The organism is Pseudomonas sp. FG6 (genome assembly GCF_057809015.1).
On the sequence record NZ_JBMDJD010000010.1, the window covers coordinates 35,366 to 54,093 of the forward strand.

An 18,728-nucleotide genomic window follows, 5' to 3' on the forward strand; every position below is an offset into this window, starting at 1 on the left:
CATGAGCGGCCCGGTATTTCCCTGGCGTGAAGGCAATCGCTTCGAGTTGTTGGTCGACGGCCCGCAGTTCTTTCCGCGCATGCTGGTGGAGATCGCCCGCGCTGAACAACAGGTTGAACTGGAGTTGTACCTGGTGGAGGCGGGCGTGTGTGCCGAGGCGATGGTCCAGGCCCTCGTCCAGGCTGCCGAGCGCGGGGTTCGCGTGCGGTGTCTGTTCGATGACTACGGCAGCCTGGCGTTTACCTTGGGCCTGCGCAATCGCCTGGTCGAGGCCGGGGTGGAGTTGCGTTTCTACAATCGCCTGAGCTGGCGCCGCTGGGTGCGCAATCTCTACCGCGACCACCGCAAGTTGCTGCTGGTGGACCAACGCCTGGCGGTGGTGGGCGGCACCGGGGTCACCGACGAGTTCTGGAACCCCCTTGACGATCGCAGCGAGTGGCACGAGGTGATGGTGGAAATCGTCGGCCCGCTGGTGCTCGACTGGCAGTTGTTGTTCGATCGCCAGTGGCTCGCCAACCGTCATCGCCGGGCCTGGAAGCCGGCCTCCAACTTCGGCTTGCCGCGCTTGCCCCGGGTGCCACCGATGGGCGAAGGCATGGGCCGGGTGGCGTATGCGGACGCCCGTCAGCACCGCGACATCCTGCAGTCGTTGTCCCGGGCGTTGAACAGCGGTCAGAAACGGATCTGGATGGCGACGCCGTATTTCCTGCCGACCTGGAACGTGCGCCGCTCGCTGCGCAAGGCCGCTGCCCGGGGGATCGACGTGCGCCTGCTGCTCACCGGCCCGCGCACCGATCATCCGTCCGTGCGCTACGCCGGGCACCGTTATTACCCAAGGCTGCTCAAGGCCGGGGTGAAAATCTTCGAGTACCAGCCGTGTTTCCTGCACCTGAAAATGGTGCTGGTGGACGATTGGGTCAGCATCGGTTCCTGCAATTTCGACCACTGGAACCTGCGCTTCAACCTGGAAGCCAACCTCGAAGCCCTGGACTCCAGGCTCAGTCGCGCGGTGGCGGCGAGTTTCGAACAGGACTTCGCCCAGAGCCAGCAAGTGAGCCTCGACACCTGGCGGCGCCGGCCGCTGTGGAAGCGGTTCAAGCAGCGGTTGTGGGGGTTGGTGGATCGGGTGGTGGTGAATCTGTTGGATCGGCGGGGGTAAGCGTTCACCGAAAACCATTGTGGGAGCGAGCCTGCTCCGGGCGGCGATCCGACGATGGCGGCCTGACAGTCAAAGATGCGGTGACTGACAGGTCCTCATCGTCGGATCGCCGCCCGGAGCAGGCTCGCTCCCACAGGGTTTTGCAGTGTTGTTGGGTCAGAGCAATTCAAAACTCTGCTGCTTCACGTCCTGGGAATCCAGGCCGATCTGCACGTTGAACTTGCCTGGCTCGGCAGCGTACTTGAGCTGGGCGTTGTAGAACTTCAGGTCGTCTTCGCTGATGGTGAAGTGAATGACCTTCTTCTCGCCAGCCTTGAGCATCACCTTGCGGAAGTTCTTCAGCTCCTTGAGTGGACGGATGATCGAGCCGGTCACGTCCTGGATGTACAACTGCACCACGGTTTCGCCGTCACGCTTGCCGGTATTTTCCACGGCCACGCTGGCGTCGAGCGTACCGGTCTTGTTCAGCGTGGTGGCGGACAGGGCCATGTCGGACAGGCTGAACTCGGTATAGCTCAGGCCATAACCGAACGGGTAGAGCGGGCCGGTGGTGTCGTCGAAGTATTGCGAGGTGTAGTTGCCCGGTTTGCCCGGCGTGAAGGGCCGGCCAATGCTCAGGTGGTTGTAGTAGGTAGGAATCTGCCCCACCGAGCGTGGGAAAGTGATCGGTAGCTTGCCCGACGGGTTGTAGTCACCAAACAGCACGTCGGCGATGGCGTTGCCGCCTTCGGTGCCGGTGAACCAGGTTTCCAGGATCGCATCGGCCTGCTGCTTTTCATCGAGCAACGACAGCGGACGGCCATTCATCAGCACCAGCACCAACGGCTTGCCGGTGGCTTTCAGGGCCTTGATCAGCTCACGCTGGCTGGCCGGAATGTTCAGGTCGGTGCGGCTCGACGATTCGTGGGACATGCCACGGGACTCACCCACGGCGGCGACCACCACATCGGCCTCCTTGGCGGCCTTCACCGCTTCGTCGATCAGCACTTGGGCCGGGCGTGGGTCATCCACCACTTCCGGAGCGTCGAAGTTGAGGAAGTTCAGGTAGTCGAGCACCTTCTTGTCGCTGGTGATGTTGGCGCCACGGGCATAGATGAACTTGGCGTCACCGCCGAGGGCGCGGCTCATGCCGTCGAACAGCGTGACCGACTGCGCCGGGCGACCGGCGGCGGCCCAGCTGCCCATCATGTCGATCGGGGCCTTGGCCAGCGGGCCGACCAGGGCGATCTTCGCGCTCTTGTTCAGCGGCAGGGTCTGGTTATGGTTTTCCAGCAGGACCATGCTGCGACGTGCTACGTCGCGGGCGTCGGCGCGGTGCAGGCGGCTTTCGGCGTAGGTGTCGGTCGGGTCCTCCTCGGCCTTGCCGATGCGCAGGTACGGATCCTTGAACAGGCCCATGTCGTACTTGGCGACGAGCACTTCTCGTACGGCATTGTCGATGTCGCTCTGCTTGATCTCGCCGGCCTTGAGCAGCCCTGGCAATTCCTTGGCATAGAGCGAGTCGTTCATGCTCATGGCGATGCCGGCCTTGATCGCCAGTTTCGCCGCTTCGCGACCGTCCCGGGCGACGCCGTGCTTGATCAGTTCGAAGATGGCGCCGTGGTCACTGACCGCCAGGCCCTTGAAGCCCCATTCCTTGCGCAGCAGGTCGTGCATCAACCAGGTGTTGGCCGTGGCGGGCACGCCGTTGATGGAGTTCAGCGCGACCATCACCCCGCCGGCACCGGCGTCGATGGCGGCGCGGTAAGGGGGCAGGTAGTCCTGGTACATTTTCACCGGGCTCATGTCCACGGTGTTGTAGTCCCGGCCGCCTTCCACCGCGCCGTACAGGGCGAAGTGCTTGACGCTGGCCATGATGCTGTCGGCGGCGTTGGCCCCCGAGCCCTGGAACGCCTTGACCATCACCCCGGCGATGCGCGACACCAGGTAGGTGTCCTCGCCGAAACCTTCGGATGTCCGGCCCCAGCGTGGGTCGCGGGAAATGTCGACCATCGGCGCAAAGGTGATGTCCAGGCTGTCGGCCGCGGCTTCCTGGGCGGCGATGCGGCCGGAGTGGTAGATGGCGTCCATGTCCCAGCTCGACGCCAGGGCCAGGGGGATCGGGAAAATCGTCCGGTGGCCGTGGATCACGTCGTAGGCGAAGAACATTGGGATCTTCAGCCGGCTGCGCATGGCCGCGTCCTGCATCGGACGGTTTTCAGCGCGAGTGATGGAGTTGAACGTGCCGCCGATGTTGCCGGCGGCGATTTCCTTGCGAATCATCTCCCGGGGCATTTCCGGGCCGATGCTGATCAGGCGCAACTGGCCGATCTTTTCTTCGAGGGTCATCTGCTTCATCAGGTTGCTGATGAAGGCGTCCTTGTTCTCTATGGGGGCTGGCAGGTTGTCGGCTACTACGGATTGACTGGCCAGGGTGACAAACAGGCCCAGCAAACACAGCTTCTTCATGAATAGTTTTCTCGCAAGCCTAAAGGGCGGTGATCACGCCGGTCAGCCAAAATGTGAGGAGCGGCTATTGTTGTTCGATCAGATACAGCACACTTTCGAACCCAGGGGGCTGAACTTAGTTTCCCACCGCGCATCTTTTAGCCCATCGACCCGATTCGATCCAGTGCGGCGGCAGATTATGCCCCAGACGCCGGTGAGATAGGTGGTCGTGTTTTCTACTGTCACGCAAGGGAGAGCTTCACCCGATGAATCCACGACTGAACCACCTTCGCAGCCTGCCCATGCTGGCGCTGATGCTGTTCACCACGTTGCTGGCCGGATGCGGCATCAACAACATCCCGACCCTGGACGAGCAGGCCAAGGCCGCCTGGGGCCAGGTGCAGAACCAGTACCAGCGCCGCGCCGACCTGATCCCCAACCTGGTGGAAACCGTCAAGGGATACGCCCAGCACGAGCAGGAAACCCTCACCGCGGTGATTGAGGCCCGGGCCAAGGCCACGTCGATCCAGGTGGATGCCAACACGTTGGACAACCCGGAAAAACTCAAGCAGTTCCAACGGGCCCAGGACCAGTTGACCGGGGCGCTGAGCCGCTTGATGGTGGTGTCCGAGCGTTATCCGGACCTCAAGGCCAACCAGAACTTCCTGGCGTTGCAATCGCAGCTTGAAGGCACCGAGAACCGGATTGCCGTGGCGCGTCGCGACTTCATCCTGGCAGTGCAGAAGTACAACACAGAGATCCGCACGTTCCCGGGGCGCCTGTGGCACAGCGTGATGTACAGCGACCTGCCGATCCGCGAAACCTTCGAGGCGACCAGTCCCGGTGCCGAAAAAGCGCCTGAAGTGAAGTTCTGATGAAGCCGCTCCACGCTCTGGGCGCCAAGCTTCAAGCTGGGGAAACGCGGAACGCTTCTGCTTGCAGCTTGAAGCTTGTCGCTCGCAGCTGCGTCTTCATGCTGCTCTGGGTATTTGCATTCACGGCCCAGGCCGAACTGAAATTTCCGGCGCTGACCGGGCGAGTGGTGGACACCGCCCAGATGCTCCAGCCTGCGGTGGCGGCGCAACTGGAGGCGCAGCTCAAGGCCCATGAGCAGGCCACTGGCGAGCAGGTGGTGGTCGTGACGCTCCCGAACCTGCAAGGTACCAGCATCGAAGACTTCGGCTATCAGTTGGGTCGGCATTGGGGCATCGGGCAGAAGGACAAGAACAACGGCGCGCTGCTGATCGTGGCCCGGGATGACCGTAAACTGCGGATCGAAGTGGGCTACGGCCTGGAAGATCGCCTGACCGACGCCCAGAGTTCGGTGATCATCAACCAGGTGATCACCCCGGCGTTCAAGACCGGCAATTTCACCAAGGGCATCAGCGACGGCGTGGCCGCGATGTTGCTGGTATTGGGCGGCAGTCCCCTGGATGAGCCGGCGCCGGTCTACAGCGAAGGTGGCCAGGAGCAGCCTGATTTCGTCGAGCGTCATCCGGGGCTGTTCATCTTTCTGGTGCTGCTGTTTATCGTGACGATATTCGTCTGTCAGATGCTCGGTATCCTGCCGGCAGGACGCGGCGGTTCCGGCGGTTCGAGCGGTTCCGGAGGGGGAGGCTTCGGCGGCGGTGGCGGTGGTGGTTTCAGCGGTGGCGGTGGCAGTTTTGGGGGCGGCGGTTCGTCGGGCGGCTGGTGACAATAATAATGAGCAGGCACTTTTAACATGGCACTACTGACTGAACACGAACAACGCAAGGTCGCCGAGGCCATTGCCCGGGTCGAGCGACATACCGACGCTGAACTGGTCACGGTGCTGGCCGCTCGCGCCGACGACTACGCCTATATTCCGCTGCTGTGGGCCAGTCTGCTGGCCCTGGTGGTCCCCGGCGTGATCCATTACCTCACGGGTTGGCTGGCCATGCACAGCCTGTTGCTGGTGCAATGGGCCAGTTTCATCGTGCTGTGCCTGGTGTTCCGGATTCCCCGCGTCACCACGCACTTGATCCCCCGTTCCGTGCGTCACTGGCGGGCCTCCAACCTGGCGCGCCGGCAGTTTCTTGAGCAGAACCTGCACCACACGGCAGGCAGCACCGGCATGTTGATCTTTGTTTGCGAGGCGGAGCGGTACGTGGAAATCCTCGTGGACGAAGGCATTTCCAAACGACTCGACGATAAATGCTGGGAGGCCATTGTCGCGGCATTCACCCAACAGGTTCGCCAGGGGCAGACGTTGCAGGGCTTCGTGACCTGCATCGAGGCCTGCGGCGAACTGCTCAAGGTGCACGTGCCGGTGACCCATGAACGCAATGAACTGCCGAATCGTTTGGTGGTGTTGGGCTGAGGAAATTGGATTCACGGCTGTGACAGGGACGCTCTTGTGGCGAGGGAGCTTGCTCCCGCTCGGCTGCGAAGCAGTCGTGATTGGGTAAGACTGCAACCTAGCCTTGGAACCGATGGGGACCGCTTCGCGCTCCAGCGGGAGCAAGCTCCCTCGCCACAAGAGCTCGGCAGGTCGCAAAGGCCCGGTTGATTCCAACAGAGCGATCGTCACGGAGAGCGTATCGCCAAGATTTCGCACCATTGGGGAAATTCCCCGTGCCCTTCACTCCTATCCTCCCTAAAATACCTACCACTCCCGCTTTTGCCCGCCCCGAGGCCGCTTTTCCATGTCTGTCACCGCAACGCCTGCCCGTCCCGCACCGGATCACCACGCCCAGTTCATCGAACTGCTGCAAACCAGCCTCGAACAGAACGCTTTCATCAAATTGGTGCTGGCCAAGTATGTGGGCGACGAAGCGGACCTCCAGCGGCTGATCATCAAGCAACTGACGGTCAAGGAGCAGCCGTGTCTGTCCTTCGTCTATCGCTACAAGACCCGCGACATCACCCGCAACTTCCCGCTGGTCGAAGGGGTTCAGACCATCGCCGCGCTGTTGCCGGCCTCGTTCAAGAACGCCCATTTGCTGGCGGTCACCGACGAAGCGCAGCTGGAGTACAGCAAGAAGGGCAAGTCCTCGCTGTTCAAGAGCAAGCCCCAGCAATTGCGCGAAGTGCCATCGGCCGAGCACAACCGCGAGAAAAACCGCTTCCTCGACCTGAGCCGGCCATTTCTTGCCGACCTGGGCGTGACCAACCACAAGCACGAGCTGATCCCGGCGATGTCGCGCAAGTGGAAGCAGATCAACAAGTTCATCGAAGTCTTCAGCCATGCGCTGACGTCCTCGCCACTGGCCCTGGACAAGCCGGTGCGGGTCTCGGATTTCGGCTCGGGCAAGGGCTACCTGACCTTCGCCATCCACGATTACCTGCGCAACACCTTGCAGGCCGAAGGCGTGGTGACGGGCGTGGAGTTGCGCGAAGACATGGTCAAGCTGTGCAACGAGGCGGCGGCGCGCTTGGAGCACCCGGGCTTGAGCTTCCAGCACGGTGACGTGCGCAGCGTGGCGCCGAGCGCGGTGGACGTGATGATCGCCTTGCATGCCTGCGACATCGCCACCGACTACGCGATCCACATGGGGATTCGCTCGGGCGCCTCGATCATCATGTGCTCGCCGTGCTGCCACAAGCAGATCCGCCTGCAGATCCAGAGCCCGGCGCTGCTCAAGCCGATGCTGCAATACGGTCTGCACCTGGGCCAGCAAGCAGAAATGGTCACCGACAGCTTGCGGGCGCTGTTCCTGGAAGCCTGTGGCTACGAGACCAAGGTGTTTGAGTTCATCTCCCTGGAACACACCAACAAGAACAAGATGATCCTGGCGGTCAAACGCGCCCAACCCGTGGACGCCACCGAGCTGTTGGCCAAGATCCAGGAACTCAAGGCGTTCTACCACATCACCGAGCATTGCCTGGAAACCTTGCTTCGGGCGGATGGATTTCTGGCCTGAAACCTGCGGCTGGCACCATCCCCTGTGGGAGTACTCCTTTGGGGGATGCACTCCGTCAGCCCATGCCCAGTTATCGCTCGCCAACCGACACTCCGAGCTACCTTTAATGCGTTTACCCCTCACGCATTCCCAAAGGAGCTCAACCCATGGCCGCAAAGAAAATCCTGATGCTGGTCGGCGACTACGTCGAAGATTATGAAGTGATGGTGCCGTTCCAGGCCTTGCAGATGGTGGGGCACACCGTGCACGCCGTTTGCCCGGACAAGAGCGCCGGGCAAACCGTGCGCACGGCGATCCATGACTTCGAGGGCGACCAGACCTACAGCGAAAAACCGGGGCATCTGTTCGCCCTCAATCATGATTTTGCCGGTGTCGAAGCCACCGCCTATGACGCCCTGCTGATCCCGGGCGGACGTGCGCCGGAATACCTGCGCCTGAACGAAAAAGTCCTGCAACTGGTACGCGATTTCGATCTGGCAGGTAAGCCGATTGCCGCGGTGTGCCACGGCGCGCAGCTGCTGGCGGCGGCGGGCGTCCTGGAGGGACGCGAATGCAGTGCCTACCCGGCGTGCGCTCCGGAGGTGCGGCTGGCGGGTGGTACCTACATCGATATTGCCGTGACCGAGGGTCATGTCCAGGGCAATCTGGCGACCGCCCCGGCTTGGCCGGCCCACCCCCATTGGCTGGCCGGGTTCCTGGGGTTGCTGGGCACCACCATCACCCTGTAGGCCGTTGGCAGAACAGCCGCAACGGGTCTTTACTGTCTGGGCATCAACCCCGCGCCAGAGGAGAACGACGATGTCCGGATGGTACGAAATCAGCAAGAGCAGTAGCGGCCAGTTTCGGTTTGTGCTCAAGGCGGCCAACGCCGAGACGATCTTGACCAGCGAGCTGTACACCACCCGCAGCGGTGTCGACGGCGGCATTGTGGCGGTGCAGAAAAACAGCCCGCTGGCCGAGCGCTATGAACTCAAGAACACCAAGGACGGCCACCCGTATTTCAACCTCAAGGCGGCCAACCATGAAGTGATTGGCAGCAGTGAAGCCTATTCATCGGACGCCGCCCGAGACAAAGGCATCGCCAGCGTCAAGGCCAACGGCCCGACGACGGTGATCAAGGACAAGACCTTGGCGGCGTTTTGAACTCGTCCCGGTGAGAGGGTGCTTGCTCGCGCTGGCACGGCCCATGGCGGGAGGCCTTTGTGGCGAGGGTGTCTTGCTCGCGCTGGATCGCGCAGCGGTCCCATCGCGTCAATGACGACTGCTTCGCAGCCGAGCGGGAGCAAGCTCCCTCGCCACGGTCCTCACGCTGACCTGAGGGGTGGCACCAGGTCAGCCTTGCGAGGCTAAACCTCCACCGGCACCGACAATTTCGGATCCCCCAGCGGATGGCTCTTGGCATCGAAAAACCGAAGTTGCACCTCCAGCCCCTGGAACAGCTTGGCGTAATGGCGCTTCTGGTGCTGGATGAACGCCGGGCTGCGGGGGTAGATCGAGATCGCCATGACTTTCGGAGCGGCCTGACACAGCGCATCGACAATGTGCCGGTCCTGCTCGCCCAGGGCCTGGCCGAACAGGCACAGGTTGTCGCCGTGGTCCAGCAACTGCCCGTAGCAGAACGATAGGTAATCGCTGCTGCGAATGGTCTTGAGTTTGTCCTGGTGGGGGCCTTCGTTGACGAACAGCGGCACGTCGTCGAGGGTCTTCAGGGTGTTGTTGATGGCAAAGTTGCCCAGCAAGGTGCCTTCGGTGGACGCGAGCCGGCGGGCTGTGCCGTCCTGGTTACGCACCAGGTGCAGGCCTCCGTGCAGGTACAACAGGCGCGTTTTGTCCGTGGTCACCTGGCTCAGGTCAAAACGGCGGTCTTGGTCGACGAACAGGTCGGTGACGGCGTCGTTCCCCTGCTCGATGGCCCAGTGGTGGAGCAGGTCGTAATTGGTGGTGAACACCGTACGGTAGCGGCTCAGCTCCTGGTTGAGCGCGGCCAGGGTCGACGGCTGCACCAACCGCCAAGGGATGTGCATGGCATGCACGGTGTTGATCAGCGCTTCCTTGATCGCGTAATAGCGATTGCGCGGGGCGGCGGAGCTGACGGCCAGGGCCTTGTTGACCCGGCTGGTGGTTTTCAGCGCACCGAGCACCTGCTCGAAACTGCGGGTCTGCAGGGCGTCGAATACGCTCAGTTCCGAAGGTCCCAAGGGCTTTTCCTCGACCGTGCGGGCGTTTTCGAACAGTGAGTCATAGCCGAAATCGTCCCACACGGCGCGGCTGGCGCCGTTGCCCACCAACAGGCCGCTGAAGGGCACGTTGGCGCGCAGGGCCTCCCAGTCTTCGAGCCGGGCGTCATATTCCTGGAAATCGGTCATCGCGAAGTCATCTCAAAGAAGTCATCTCAAAACAGGGCAAAGGCAGGGCGCGACTTTATCACGAGCCAGTCTTGAGCCAGATCAAGATACTTTGTGACTACTCGGTCAATCCTGTAGCCCCGCCGATCCCGGCCTCTTCCAGGAATGTGTCCCATGAGTAGCACTTTTTTCATTCCCGCTGTGAACATTATGGGGCTGGGTTGCCTCGACGAAGCCATGACCGCCATTCGCAACTACGGGTTTCGCAAGGCCCTGATCGTTACCGATGCGGGGCTGGCCAAGGCCGGCGTGGCGGGCAAAGTGGCCGAGCTGCTGGCGCAGCAGGACGTCGACTCGGTCATTTTTGACGGGGCCAAGCCGAACCCGAGCATCACCAACGTCGAGCTCGGGCTCGGGCTGTTGAAGGAAAGCCAATGCGATTTCGTGGTGTCGCTGGGCGGCGGTTCGCCTCACGACTGCGCCAAGGGTATCGCTCTGTGCGCCACCAACGGCGGGCAGATCCGTGACTATGAAGGTGTCGACCGTTCCAGCAAGCCGCAACTGCCGCTCATCGCGATCAACACCACGGCCGGTACGGCCAGCGAGATGACCCGTTTTTGCATCATCACCGACGAAACCCGCCATGTGAAGATGGCCATCGTCGACCGCAACGTGACGCCGCTGATGTCGGTGAACGACCCGGCGCTGATGGTGGCGATGCCCAAGGGCCTGACGGCTGCCACCGGCATGGACGCGTTGACCCACGCGATCGAGGCTTATGTTTCCACCGCAGCCACGCCGATTACCGATGCCTGCGCCCTGAAAGCCATCACCTTGATCAGCAACAACCTGCGTCTGGCCGTACGCGACGGCAGCGATCTGGCCGCGCGGGAAAACATGGCCTACGCGCAGTTTCTTGCCGGCATGGCCTTCAACAATGCTTCGTTGGGTTTCGTGCATGCCATGGCTCACCAACTGGGCGGTTTCTACGACTTGCCTCACGGCGTGTGCAACGCGGTGCTGCTGCCCCATGTGCAGAGTTTCAACGCCTCGGTCTGCGCTGACCGCTTGACCGACGTGGCCCTTGCTATGGGCGCCGATACACGTGGGTTCAGTCCGGAGGAGGGGGCTCAGTCCGCCATTGCGGCAATCCGTAGCCTGGCTCTGGACGTGGAAATCCCGGCCGGTCTGCGTGAGTTGGGCGTACGCCTCAACGATGTGCCGGTCCTGGCAACCAACGCACTGAAAGACGCTTGCGGCCTGACCAACCCGCGTGCAGCTGACCAACGGCAGATCGAGGAGATTTTCCGCAGCGCGTTTTAGGAAGCTTAAGGGGGGCGGGGCGGCATGAGTTTCATGCACATCATCGCCGCCGCACCCAGCAAGGCACACAACGCCGTCAGCGGCCAGGCCTGTTGGCTCGACAACAGGCTGGCCATGGCGCCGACGAGCGATGCCATCAGTTGGTGCAGGAACCCGCTCAACGCCATGGCATAAGCGCCAGGCACCGGCGAGCCTTCGTTGGCCAGGGACAGGCTGATAGGGTAGATCAACGACTGGCCAAACACTGCGAAGCAATACGGCAGCCAGAAAAGCAGCGCGATGCTGCCCAGGCCAAGGCTGCCTGCCAGCATGGTCATGCAACCGCCCAGCACCAGTGCGATCCCCCACCCCATCATTCGTCGCTGGCCGGTACGCAGTACAAAAGCGTTCACCGCCAAGGCGCCGAGCAGGTACGCCGCACTGATCGGCCAACCCAACAGGCCGTATTCAATCGGCGACCAGTGGAAGCGCCCCTGCAGAATCAGCGGCGCGACGGTATTGAAGGCGACGATCACGCCGTAACCCAGCCCACCGACCAGTGCCGGCAGCAGGAACGCCCGTTGCCGCACGATCTGACCGTAGACGCGCCACGCCGCTTGCCCGTTGCTGCCTTGTGCCAGCACGGGAAAACCGGCCCGGGACACGATCGCTGCCATGGCCAGGCTGACGGCGCCCAGGCCCTGGAAAATCGCCTCCCAACCGAATGCCGCCTGGATCAGCGAACCCAGGTACTGGCCGATGCCGAGGGCAATCACAAAGGCAATCGATATCCAGGACAGGGCCTTGGCCAACAGGTCGCCGCTAAAACTGTCCCGAATCAACACCCGCGCCATGACCGAGATACCGCTGGCGCCGAGGCCCTGGACCAGCCTCAGCGCCAGGAATGCCTCCACGGTGCTGCCCATCGGCAAGGCCAGGTTGCCCAAGCCGTACACTCCCAGTGCCGCCAGCAAGACCGGCTTGCGTCCCAGGCGCTGGCTCAGGCTGCCCCACAGCAACATGGGCAGCGCCATGCCGATCAGGTACACCGACAAGCCCCAGGAAACCTGGGACGCGTCGGCACCCAGGTCCCGGGCGATATCAGGCAAGGCCGGTAGATTGATGCTCATGCCCAACTGCGCCAGGAAGACGGTGGTGCACGTGACGACCAGGGTTGTACGGTTTTTCATCAAAGACTCGTTTCAGGACGGATGTCACGCCCGTGGGGCAGCAGCAGCTCGGTGAGCTTTGCGCAAAACGAGCGAATCACGTCAGCCTCCATGTCGGCGCGCAAGGTCATGCGAATGGCCGCCTTGTGTTGCGGCACCACGGGGAAAAACACCGCCGAAGTGAAATAGCCCAGTTCCGCCAGTTCCACCGCCAGGCGGTTGGCCAAGGCCGCGTCACCGCAAGACACCAGACGGATTGCCATGCAATTGCCACGCTGTTCGGTACGCACGAGGCTGTCGAAGAGGCGGATATTAGCCTGCAAACGCTCCTGCAAGGCACTGAATTCCCGGCTGTGGTGCAAGCGGATCGAAGCCATGCCGGCGCCGATGGCCGCTGCGTTCAGGCTCTGGGACCAGTTGCTCGGCCCGCCATAGCGTTGTACCAGGGCCTTGTGCCGTTCACTGCCAAACATGGCCAGCCCGCCGCTGGCGCCGAATGACTTGGCCAGCGAGGCCACGATCAGCGTGCGCTCATCCACTGCCGGGACGCGTGGACGAACCAGGCCGGCGCCGGATTCGCCGACTGCCGACAAGGCATGGGAGTCGTCCAGATAGAGGAACAAACCGTAGCGCTGCTTGAGGTACAGCAGGCTGTCCAGGTCCGCCAACCCACCCATGCTGTAGGCGCTGTCGGCGACATACGCCACGCTGCGCTGCCGTTTGCACACGTCTTCGAGGAAATCCATGTCGTTGTGCGGGCAGGTGATGACCTGGGTTTCATCGGCACAGGCCGCCTTGCTGTGGTTCATCGAATAGTGGGCAAACTTATCGAACACCATGACGGGCGGACGATCACGGGTGAACACGCCGCTGGCCAGCAGCGGCAGGATACCGGCACTGGCCGCGCTGCACGACAAGGCGCTGAGGCAACTGGCGCCGAACAGTTCCGACAATTGGGTTTCGTACTGCTCCAGGATGGCCAGCTTGCAGCGGTTCCTGGAATTGGCGACCCGCAGCGTCCCTGTTTCCCACAGGGCGGTCATGGCGCCGTCCAGCAGGGCAGGGTGATAATCCAAGCCCAGGTAGGACGTGGTACAGAAATGATGAAAAGTGCGACCGTATTGGTCAGTCAACACATTGGGCGTCTTGACCTCGACGTTCAGCCCGGAGACTTTCCCTGTCTCGGTGCTCTGCCAGTCCGGGTCGGCGAGGGCGATGACCTTGCGGTAGTTGGTGAAGTGATGGGGCGATTGCGCAGTCTGGTCCATGGTCCGGTGACATTCCTTGGTTGATGGTGCTGTCCGTGGGGTATTGCGATAAGGCGGTAGTTCCAGACTTTACAGAACGTCAGGCAGGGCTTTGAATCGGCTGTTTCCGGTGGGTTTGAGTGTCACTGGAGATTTCCGCGTAGGACTTTGCCCAAGACCCTGGGCGGGGATTCCATCGGCGGTGTCGGAGGAGGGGATTGGCAGGTATTGGCCCCTGTCGCTGCACCAGTTTATCGATATTTCTATAGGTAGCTTGTGATGCTCTCTGGACTCAATCACCTGACCCTTGCCGTCGCCGACCTGGACCGCAGCGTGACCTTCTATGTCGAGCTGTTGCAGCTGCGTCTCGAAGCCAAGTGGAACAGTGGAGCGTATTTGTCGTTGCCAGGATTATGGTTGTGCCTGTCTTTCGACCCATTGCGCAGGGCCGAGCCAGCGGCGGACTACACTCATTACGCCTTCAGCATCGCTGTCGAGGATTTCCCGGTGCTGGTAGCGCGGCTGAATACGGTTGGGGTGTCGTCGTGGCGAGACAACCGCAGCGAGGGTGATTCGTTTTATTTTCTCGATCCGGACGGGCACAAGCTCGAAATCCACGTGGGCGACCTCGCGTCCCGGTTGAAAGCCTGCCGGCAGGCACCGTATGCCGGCATGGCGTTTTTTAGCGAGCCGGGATGAGGCAGCGTCGTGCAGTTCCGAGACGTTGGAGGGCAATCGTCGTGCGGGTAACAGTCGCACAATTGCGTGCAATCGGGGCGCCTGCGCTATCCTCATCGGTACTGGGGGGGCGCATCGGTCTGGTAGGTTGTATCGGCACCACGAACCGACGATCACCCGCTTCGCTCACCGCTGCATTATCCGGATGACCTCCAGGCCCATGGACACTCGAAGTTCCGCGCCGCTGGCCAGCTACATCGATCTTCTGCTGGACGCCGTGTGTGCCGTCGACAGCCAAGGGCGTTTCGTGTTCGTCAGCGCCGCCTGCGAGCGAATTCTCGGTTATACCCCGCAAGAACTGATCGGCCTGCCGATGATTGACCTGGTGCACCCTGCCGACCGCCAGCGCACGCTCGAAGCGGCGCGGGAGATCATGGGCGGCGAGCCCAAGCTCAATTTCGAGAACCGCTACCTGCGCAAAGACGGGCGGGTGGTGCACATTCTCTGGTCGGCGCGCTGGTCGGAGGTGGACCAGTTGCGGATCGCCGTGGCCCGGGACATCACTGAGCGCAAGCTGGCCGAGTCCCGTCAAGCGGCGTTGTACGCGATTTCCGAAGCGGCCCACGCGGCAGCGGACCTGCTGGCGTTGTTCAAGCGCATCCATTTGATCATCGGCGAGTGGTTGCCGGCGCTCAATTTCTCGATTGCCCTGTACGACGAGCAATGCGCGCAGTTGAATTTTGCCTATCACGTTGACGACCGGGAGCGGCAGCCGGAGTTGCCCGGCACCGTTACCCGGCGGTTGTGCACCGAGGTCATCCGCAGCGGTCAGCCGATCCTGCTCACGCCCGACGGCGGCGAGCTTCTGCCTGGCCTTGGCGATCTTGTGGCCCAACCGGATGCGCCGTGCTGGCTGGGCGTGCCGTTGAACTCGCAGAACGGCACGATTGGCGCGCTGATCGTCAAGAGCGCAGCCGACCGCGAGCGCTACACCGAGCAGGACAAGGAGCTGCTGCAATACGTCTGCTCGCAAGTGACCCTCGCCATCGAGCGACAGCAAATGCACGCCCGGTTGCAGCACATGGCGCAGTACGACCAGTTGACCCAGGTGCCCAACCGCGAATTGCTGCGTGAGCGATTCAAGGCCGCGCTGGCGAATGCCCGCGCCGCTTCAGGAAAAATGGCCTTGTTGTACATCGACCTGGATCGCTTCAAGCAGGTCAACGACACCTACGGCCACAGTGTCGGCGACATGCTGTTGCAGGCGGTGGCCAGTCGGCTCAAGGGGTGTATCCGCGACACCGACACCGTGGCGCGCATTGGCGGCGATGAGTTTGTCGTCCTGCTCCATAGCATCCAGACCTTGGAAGATGCCCAACGCGTGCAGGAGAAAATCCGCCGGGCGCTGGCCCAGCCCCTGCGCCTGGACGGGCACTACCTGAGCATCGAGCCGAGCATCGGCGTAGCCTGTTTCCCTGACGATGGCACCGAAGACGCGGCGTTGTTTCGTCACGCAGACGAGGCGATGTACGCCGCCAAGCGCCAGAATCACCGAGCGTTCGATACCTGATCAGGCGCCACCGTTCGTCGTGGCGCCGCGTGTTGCTTCAAACCTTTTCGCCTTTATCCCTTTCGAATAATGGGCGGGTCTTTTCCCGACACCTTTATCCCGCACCTTTATCAGAGGAGGGCGCAACCATGAGCCGCATGGCCACCGTTTTTCGCAGCACCAGCCTCGTCGTGTTGATGGGCCTGTGTGCCAACAGTGCCTGGGCCCAATCGCCGGCCGAATTCATCAACGAAGCTTCCGCCAAGGGCATGGCCGACATCGAAGCCAGTCGCATGGCCCACGGCAAGGCTGAATCCAGGGAGGTCAAGGATTACACCATCATGGTGATCAACGACCGCACCACCGCCAACCAACACCTGGCGAAGATCGCGAAGAAGCTCGACCTGCCTGTCGCGCCGCGCGAAGAAATTTCCGACAAGGCCAAGACGCTCATGCCGCAAGTGGCCGAAGGCGAGTCCTTCGAAGCGGCTTACGCGGCCAGCCAGGTCAAGGCCACCGAGGAAGCGATCGAGCAGATCGAGCAGCAGGCCCAGAGCACCGAAGTGCCGGAGATCAAGGCCTTCGCCGATGAAACCCTGCCCAAGTTGCAGACCCATCTCGAGATGGCCAGGGCGCTGCAGGCCAGCCGCTGATGCGCCGCATTTTTTGTAATCAGGGCCGGAACGGCTGTGTTCCGGCTTATTTTGCCCGCCGAAAAGGAGACCCTCGATGTCCACACGCCGAGAACCCAACCAATACGCGGTGCAGAACCCGCTGACGCAATACCCCCGCCCGCCGTTTCCCGACCAACCGCAATTGCCGCCGGGCATCGACCAGGACATGGTGCCGAAGCCGGACCATGGCGAAAAAAGCTATCAAGGTTTTGGTCGCCTGGCAGGCCGCAAGGCGCTGGCCGGGCAGGTCATCGGCAAGGGCATTCGCGTCAACGCCGTGACGCCTGGGCCGATCTGGACCGTGCTGCAGCCCAGCGGCGGACAGCCGCAAGAGAAAATTCCCACCTTCGGTTCCCAGGTGCCGATGAAACGTCCTGGGCAACCGGCCGAATGCTCGCCGCTCTACGTGCTGCTAGCCTCCCAGGAATCAAGCTACATCACCGGGGAAGTGTTTGGTGTGACGGGAGGCAACCCGTTGCCTTGAGGCCAGAAGGGGCATGCGAGTGGATATCCCTACTCGCCTGCCCGCTGCTTAGCACTGGTTCAGATCGATCTTGTTCTTCGACTCCAAGCCGTGCTCGGCTCCCAGGCTCCCAGCCTCGTTCTGGCCCATGGTTTGGTAGTGCTTTCTCATCGCTTCCAACTGCTTGAGGTCCAGCGATTCGAGCCCGAGCATTGCGTTATGGGCGTCTTTTGTCGCCCGCAATAACTCATCGACCTTCAGGTGCAGGATGTCGGTGTCACGGTTTTGCGTGTTCTGGATCAGGAACACCATCAAAAAGGTAATGATGGTGGTCGAGGTGTTGATGATCAGTTGCCAGGTGTCATTGAAATCGAAGAGCGGTCCGCTGGCCGCCCAGAGCACCAACAACACAATAGCGCCCAGGAATGTGCGTGGACTCCCCGCCCAGAGGGCCAGTTTTTGAGCGATTTTGGCGAAGGTCATTGCTGTGTTCCTTATTGGGATGCACCTGAGTGGTGTGACAGCAACGCAGCGGTGAAAATTCTGCTGACCTTCAGGCCCTGCGCCCGGACAGCGTTTCATCGTAGAACCTGAAGATCGTCGCAACCATTTGCAGGGTTCTCCGGTCACTGCTTAAAGCCCCTCGACCGGAGTACACCATGAACCTCACGCGCACCTTTTGCCTGGCCTGCTGCCTTTTCGCCCTGCAGGGCTGCTTCGACAAGTCGGACAACGAGACCAAGGACAACACCGATGGCGCCAAGTCCTCGGTGCAGATGCAGGAGTCCGGTTCGGAGAAAAAATGAACCCACATAACGACGCTGCCCCCTGTGGAGCGAGCCTGCTCGCGATGACGTCAGCCCAGTAACAGGGTTGTTGGCTGATACGACGCTATCGCGAGCAGGCTCGCTCCCACAGTGGGGACGGCGTTTCTCACCGCCCCTGCTGCAACACCTTCAGCGCCGCCGAAGCGAGAAACCCGGAGCGGCTCTTTTCTTCCGGATGGTGCAACACATATTCATCGATCCGGGTGAGCAGGTAGCCAGGCAAGGTAATGTTGAGTTTCTGCGCCTTGCCCAGGTATTTGGTCACATCGATGTCCACCAACGCCCAAGTGCAGCCGGCATATTTCGGGTTGGCGGCATGCAGGGTGACGGTATTGGCCGAGGGAATCGCCGAGCCGTCCTCAGCCAGGATCTCGAAGTGCCCCTCGATGGCCTCGCGAGCCATCGCCATGGCCTCGTCCAGATCGTCGCCAGCGGAAAAACAGCCGGGAATATCCGGCACCTCAACACCCCAGGCGTGCTTGTCATCGCCCATGGAAATCGCAATCGGGTAAAGCATCTCAATCGTCCTCCGCAGACGTCGCGCAATGGGCGGTCTGAAGCAGCGCCTGTTGCAAAATACTGATGGCCGTTTTCTTGAGCAGGTCCTTCTTGGGGTGAGGCACCGTGACCAGCCCCGGTTTGGTCGGGTGCTTGAAGTGATGGTGACTGCCCCGAACCCGTACCAGGTACCAACCGTCCGCAATAATCTGGCTTATCAAAAATCGGCTATTCACAACACCTCCGTGTGGTGTGCTTGGTGGTTACTATACCTATGGAAAATGAATGATCAACACTATAACCACCGGAGATCGCATCGGCAGGCAGGCGCAGTCATCGCAACGCAGTCTAGAAGCCGTGTTACCTAAGGGTGGCAGAGGGGCGGGGTGGGTGTATTTCGAGATGTGATGAGTTCGTAGAAACGGCTAAAGCGAGGAGGTGTCGAGGACACCTGCCGAACAACAAATGTGTGGTGAGGGAGCTTGCTCCCGCTGGGCCGGTCCGCG

Annotated in this window: 20 protein-coding genes; 13 read left to right on the forward strand and 7 right to left on the reverse strand. The window is 61.7% G+C overall.

Annotated features, from left to right (window positions below; genetic code table 11):
- Position 1: 1 nt before the first annotated feature.
- Positions 2 to 1,159 carry a phospholipase D-like domain-containing protein gene (locus tag ACODSJ_RS08635; RefSeq protein ID WP_489101319.1) on the forward strand — a complete coding sequence of 386 codons (1,158 nt, stop codon included), beginning with the start codon at positions 2 to 4 and terminating at the stop codon, positions 1,157 to 1,159.
- A 156-nt stretch (positions 1,160 to 1,315) separates the two neighbouring features.
- Here the strand turns inward: ACODSJ_RS08635 and bglX are convergent, their stop codons facing one another.
- Positions 1,316 to 3,607, reverse strand: a complete 2,292-nt coding sequence (gene bglX / locus ACODSJ_RS08640) for a beta-glucosidase BglX (RefSeq protein ID WP_489101320.1) — start codon at positions 3,605 to 3,607, stop codon at positions 1,316 to 1,318.
- Between the two features lie 245 nt (positions 3,608 to 3,852).
- On the opposite strand from bglX, the gene ACODSJ_RS08645 reads away from it, so the two are divergent.
- The 6 genes from ACODSJ_RS08645 (at position 3,853) to ACODSJ_RS08670 (ending at position 8,613) form a co-directional block, all read left to right on the forward strand.
- Positions 3,853 to 4,461, forward strand: a complete 609-nt coding sequence (locus ACODSJ_RS08645) for a LemA family protein (protein ID WP_489101321.1) — start codon at positions 3,853 to 3,855, stop codon at positions 4,459 to 4,461.
- 98 nt (positions 4,462 to 4,559) lie between these two features.
- Positions 4,560 to 5,282: a TPM domain-containing protein gene (locus ACODSJ_RS08650; protein WP_489101322.1), complete on the forward strand. Its 723-nt coding sequence runs from the start codon at positions 4,560 to 4,562 to the stop codon at positions 5,280 to 5,282.
- Positions 5,283 to 5,309: 27 nt separating this feature from the next.
- Complete coding sequence (locus ACODSJ_RS08655) at positions 5,310 to 5,927, forward strand: TPM domain-containing protein (protein ID WP_489101323.1); 618 nt, start codon at positions 5,310 to 5,312, stop codon at positions 5,925 to 5,927.
- A 325-nt stretch (positions 5,928 to 6,252) separates the two neighbouring features.
- Positions 6,253 to 7,470 carry a class I SAM-dependent methyltransferase gene (locus ACODSJ_RS08660; RefSeq protein WP_489101324.1) on the forward strand — a complete coding sequence of 406 codons (1,218 nt, stop codon included), beginning with the start codon at positions 6,253 to 6,255 and terminating at the stop codon, positions 7,468 to 7,470.
- Positions 7,471 to 7,616: 146 nt separating this feature from the next.
- Positions 7,617 to 8,198 (forward strand): DJ-1/PfpI family protein, encoded by a 582-nt coding sequence (locus tag ACODSJ_RS08665; RefSeq protein WP_489101325.1) that lies wholly within the window; start codon positions 7,617 to 7,619, stop codon positions 8,196 to 8,198.
- Between the two features lie 70 nt (positions 8,199 to 8,268).
- Positions 8,269 to 8,613, forward strand: coding sequence for a YegP family protein (locus ACODSJ_RS08670; protein WP_489101326.1), 345 nt, complete (start codon positions 8,269 to 8,271; stop codon positions 8,611 to 8,613).
- 203 nt (positions 8,614 to 8,816) lie between these two features.
- On the opposite strand, the gene ACODSJ_RS08675 is transcribed toward ACODSJ_RS08670, so the two are convergent.
- Positions 8,817 to 9,836, reverse strand: a complete 1,020-nt coding sequence (locus ACODSJ_RS08675) for a DUF4917 family protein (RefSeq protein ID WP_489101327.1) — start codon at positions 9,834 to 9,836, stop codon at positions 8,817 to 8,819.
- A gap of 153 nt (positions 9,837 to 9,989) precedes the next feature.
- On the opposite strand from ACODSJ_RS08675, the gene yiaY reads away from it, so the two are divergent.
- On the forward strand, positions 9,990 to 11,138 hold the full coding sequence (gene yiaY / locus ACODSJ_RS08680) for an L-threonine dehydrogenase (protein ID WP_489101328.1): 1,149 nt from the start codon (positions 9,990 to 9,992) through the stop codon (positions 11,136 to 11,138).
- Positions 11,139 to 11,143: 5 nt separating this feature from the next.
- On the opposite strand, the gene ACODSJ_RS08685 is transcribed toward yiaY, so the two are convergent.
- Together ACODSJ_RS08685 and ACODSJ_RS08690 are read right to left on the reverse strand one after the other, a co-directional pair.
- A complete protein-coding gene (locus ACODSJ_RS08685) occupies positions 11,144 to 12,307 on the reverse strand; it encodes an MFS transporter (RefSeq protein ID WP_489101329.1) in 1,164 nt (387 codons plus the stop codon).
- Positions 12,307 to 13,554 carry an aminotransferase class I/II-fold pyridoxal phosphate-dependent enzyme gene (locus tag ACODSJ_RS08690; protein ID WP_489101330.1) on the reverse strand — a complete coding sequence of 416 codons (1,248 nt, stop codon included), beginning with the start codon at positions 13,552 to 13,554 and terminating at the stop codon, positions 12,307 to 12,309. Before ACODSJ_RS08690 ends, ACODSJ_RS08685 begins: the two co-directional genes overlap by 1 nt.
- Before the next feature lie 258 nt (positions 13,555 to 13,812).
- Here ACODSJ_RS08690 and fos point away from each other — a divergent pair, with 258 nt between their 5' ends.
- From fos to ACODSJ_RS08710, 4 genes are all read left to right on the forward strand, one after another.
- A complete protein-coding gene (gene fos / locus ACODSJ_RS08695) occupies positions 13,813 to 14,232 on the forward strand; it encodes a fosfomycin resistance glutathione transferase (protein ID WP_489101331.1) in 420 nt (139 codons plus the stop codon).
- 199 nt (positions 14,233 to 14,431) lie between these two features.
- Positions 14,432 to 15,781 (forward strand): sensor domain-containing protein, encoded by a 1,350-nt coding sequence (locus tag ACODSJ_RS08700; protein WP_489101332.1) that lies wholly within the window; start codon positions 14,432 to 14,434, stop codon positions 15,779 to 15,781.
- A gap of 128 nt (positions 15,782 to 15,909) precedes the next feature.
- On the forward strand, positions 15,910 to 16,413 hold the full coding sequence (locus ACODSJ_RS08705) for a DUF4142 domain-containing protein (RefSeq protein WP_489101333.1): 504 nt from the start codon (positions 15,910 to 15,912) through the stop codon (positions 16,411 to 16,413).
- Between the two features lie 76 nt (positions 16,414 to 16,489).
- The gene (locus ACODSJ_RS08710; protein WP_489101334.1) at positions 16,490 to 16,918 is read left to right on the forward strand and encodes an SDR family oxidoreductase; all 429 of its coding nucleotides are present in this window, start codon (positions 16,490 to 16,492) and stop codon (positions 16,916 to 16,918) included.
- Positions 16,919 to 16,966: 48 nt separating this feature from the next.
- Here ACODSJ_RS08710 and ACODSJ_RS08715 read toward each other — a convergent pair whose 3' ends face one another.
- Positions 16,967 to 17,380 carry a low affinity iron permease family protein gene (locus tag ACODSJ_RS08715; protein ID WP_489101335.1) on the reverse strand — a complete coding sequence of 138 codons (414 nt, stop codon included), beginning with the start codon at positions 17,378 to 17,380 and terminating at the stop codon, positions 16,967 to 16,969.
- Between the two features lie 176 nt (positions 17,381 to 17,556).
- On the opposite strand from ACODSJ_RS08715, the gene ACODSJ_RS08720 reads away from it, so the two are divergent.
- Complete coding sequence (locus ACODSJ_RS08720; RefSeq protein WP_489101336.1) at positions 17,557 to 17,703, forward strand: hypothetical protein; 147 nt, start codon at positions 17,557 to 17,559, stop codon at positions 17,701 to 17,703.
- Between the two features lie 127 nt (positions 17,704 to 17,830).
- Here ACODSJ_RS08720 and ACODSJ_RS08725 read toward each other — a convergent pair whose 3' ends face one another.
- Complete coding sequence (locus ACODSJ_RS08725) at positions 17,831 to 18,241, reverse strand: type II toxin-antitoxin system HicB family antitoxin (RefSeq protein WP_489101337.1); 411 nt, start codon at positions 18,239 to 18,241, stop codon at positions 17,831 to 17,833.
- A gap of 1 nt (position 18,242) precedes the next feature.
- Positions 18,243 to 18,458 carry a type II toxin-antitoxin system HicA family toxin gene (locus ACODSJ_RS08730; protein WP_489101338.1) on the reverse strand — a complete coding sequence of 72 codons (216 nt, stop codon included), beginning with the start codon at positions 18,456 to 18,458 and terminating at the stop codon, positions 18,243 to 18,245.
- Positions 18,459 to 18,728: the final 270 nt, after the last annotated feature.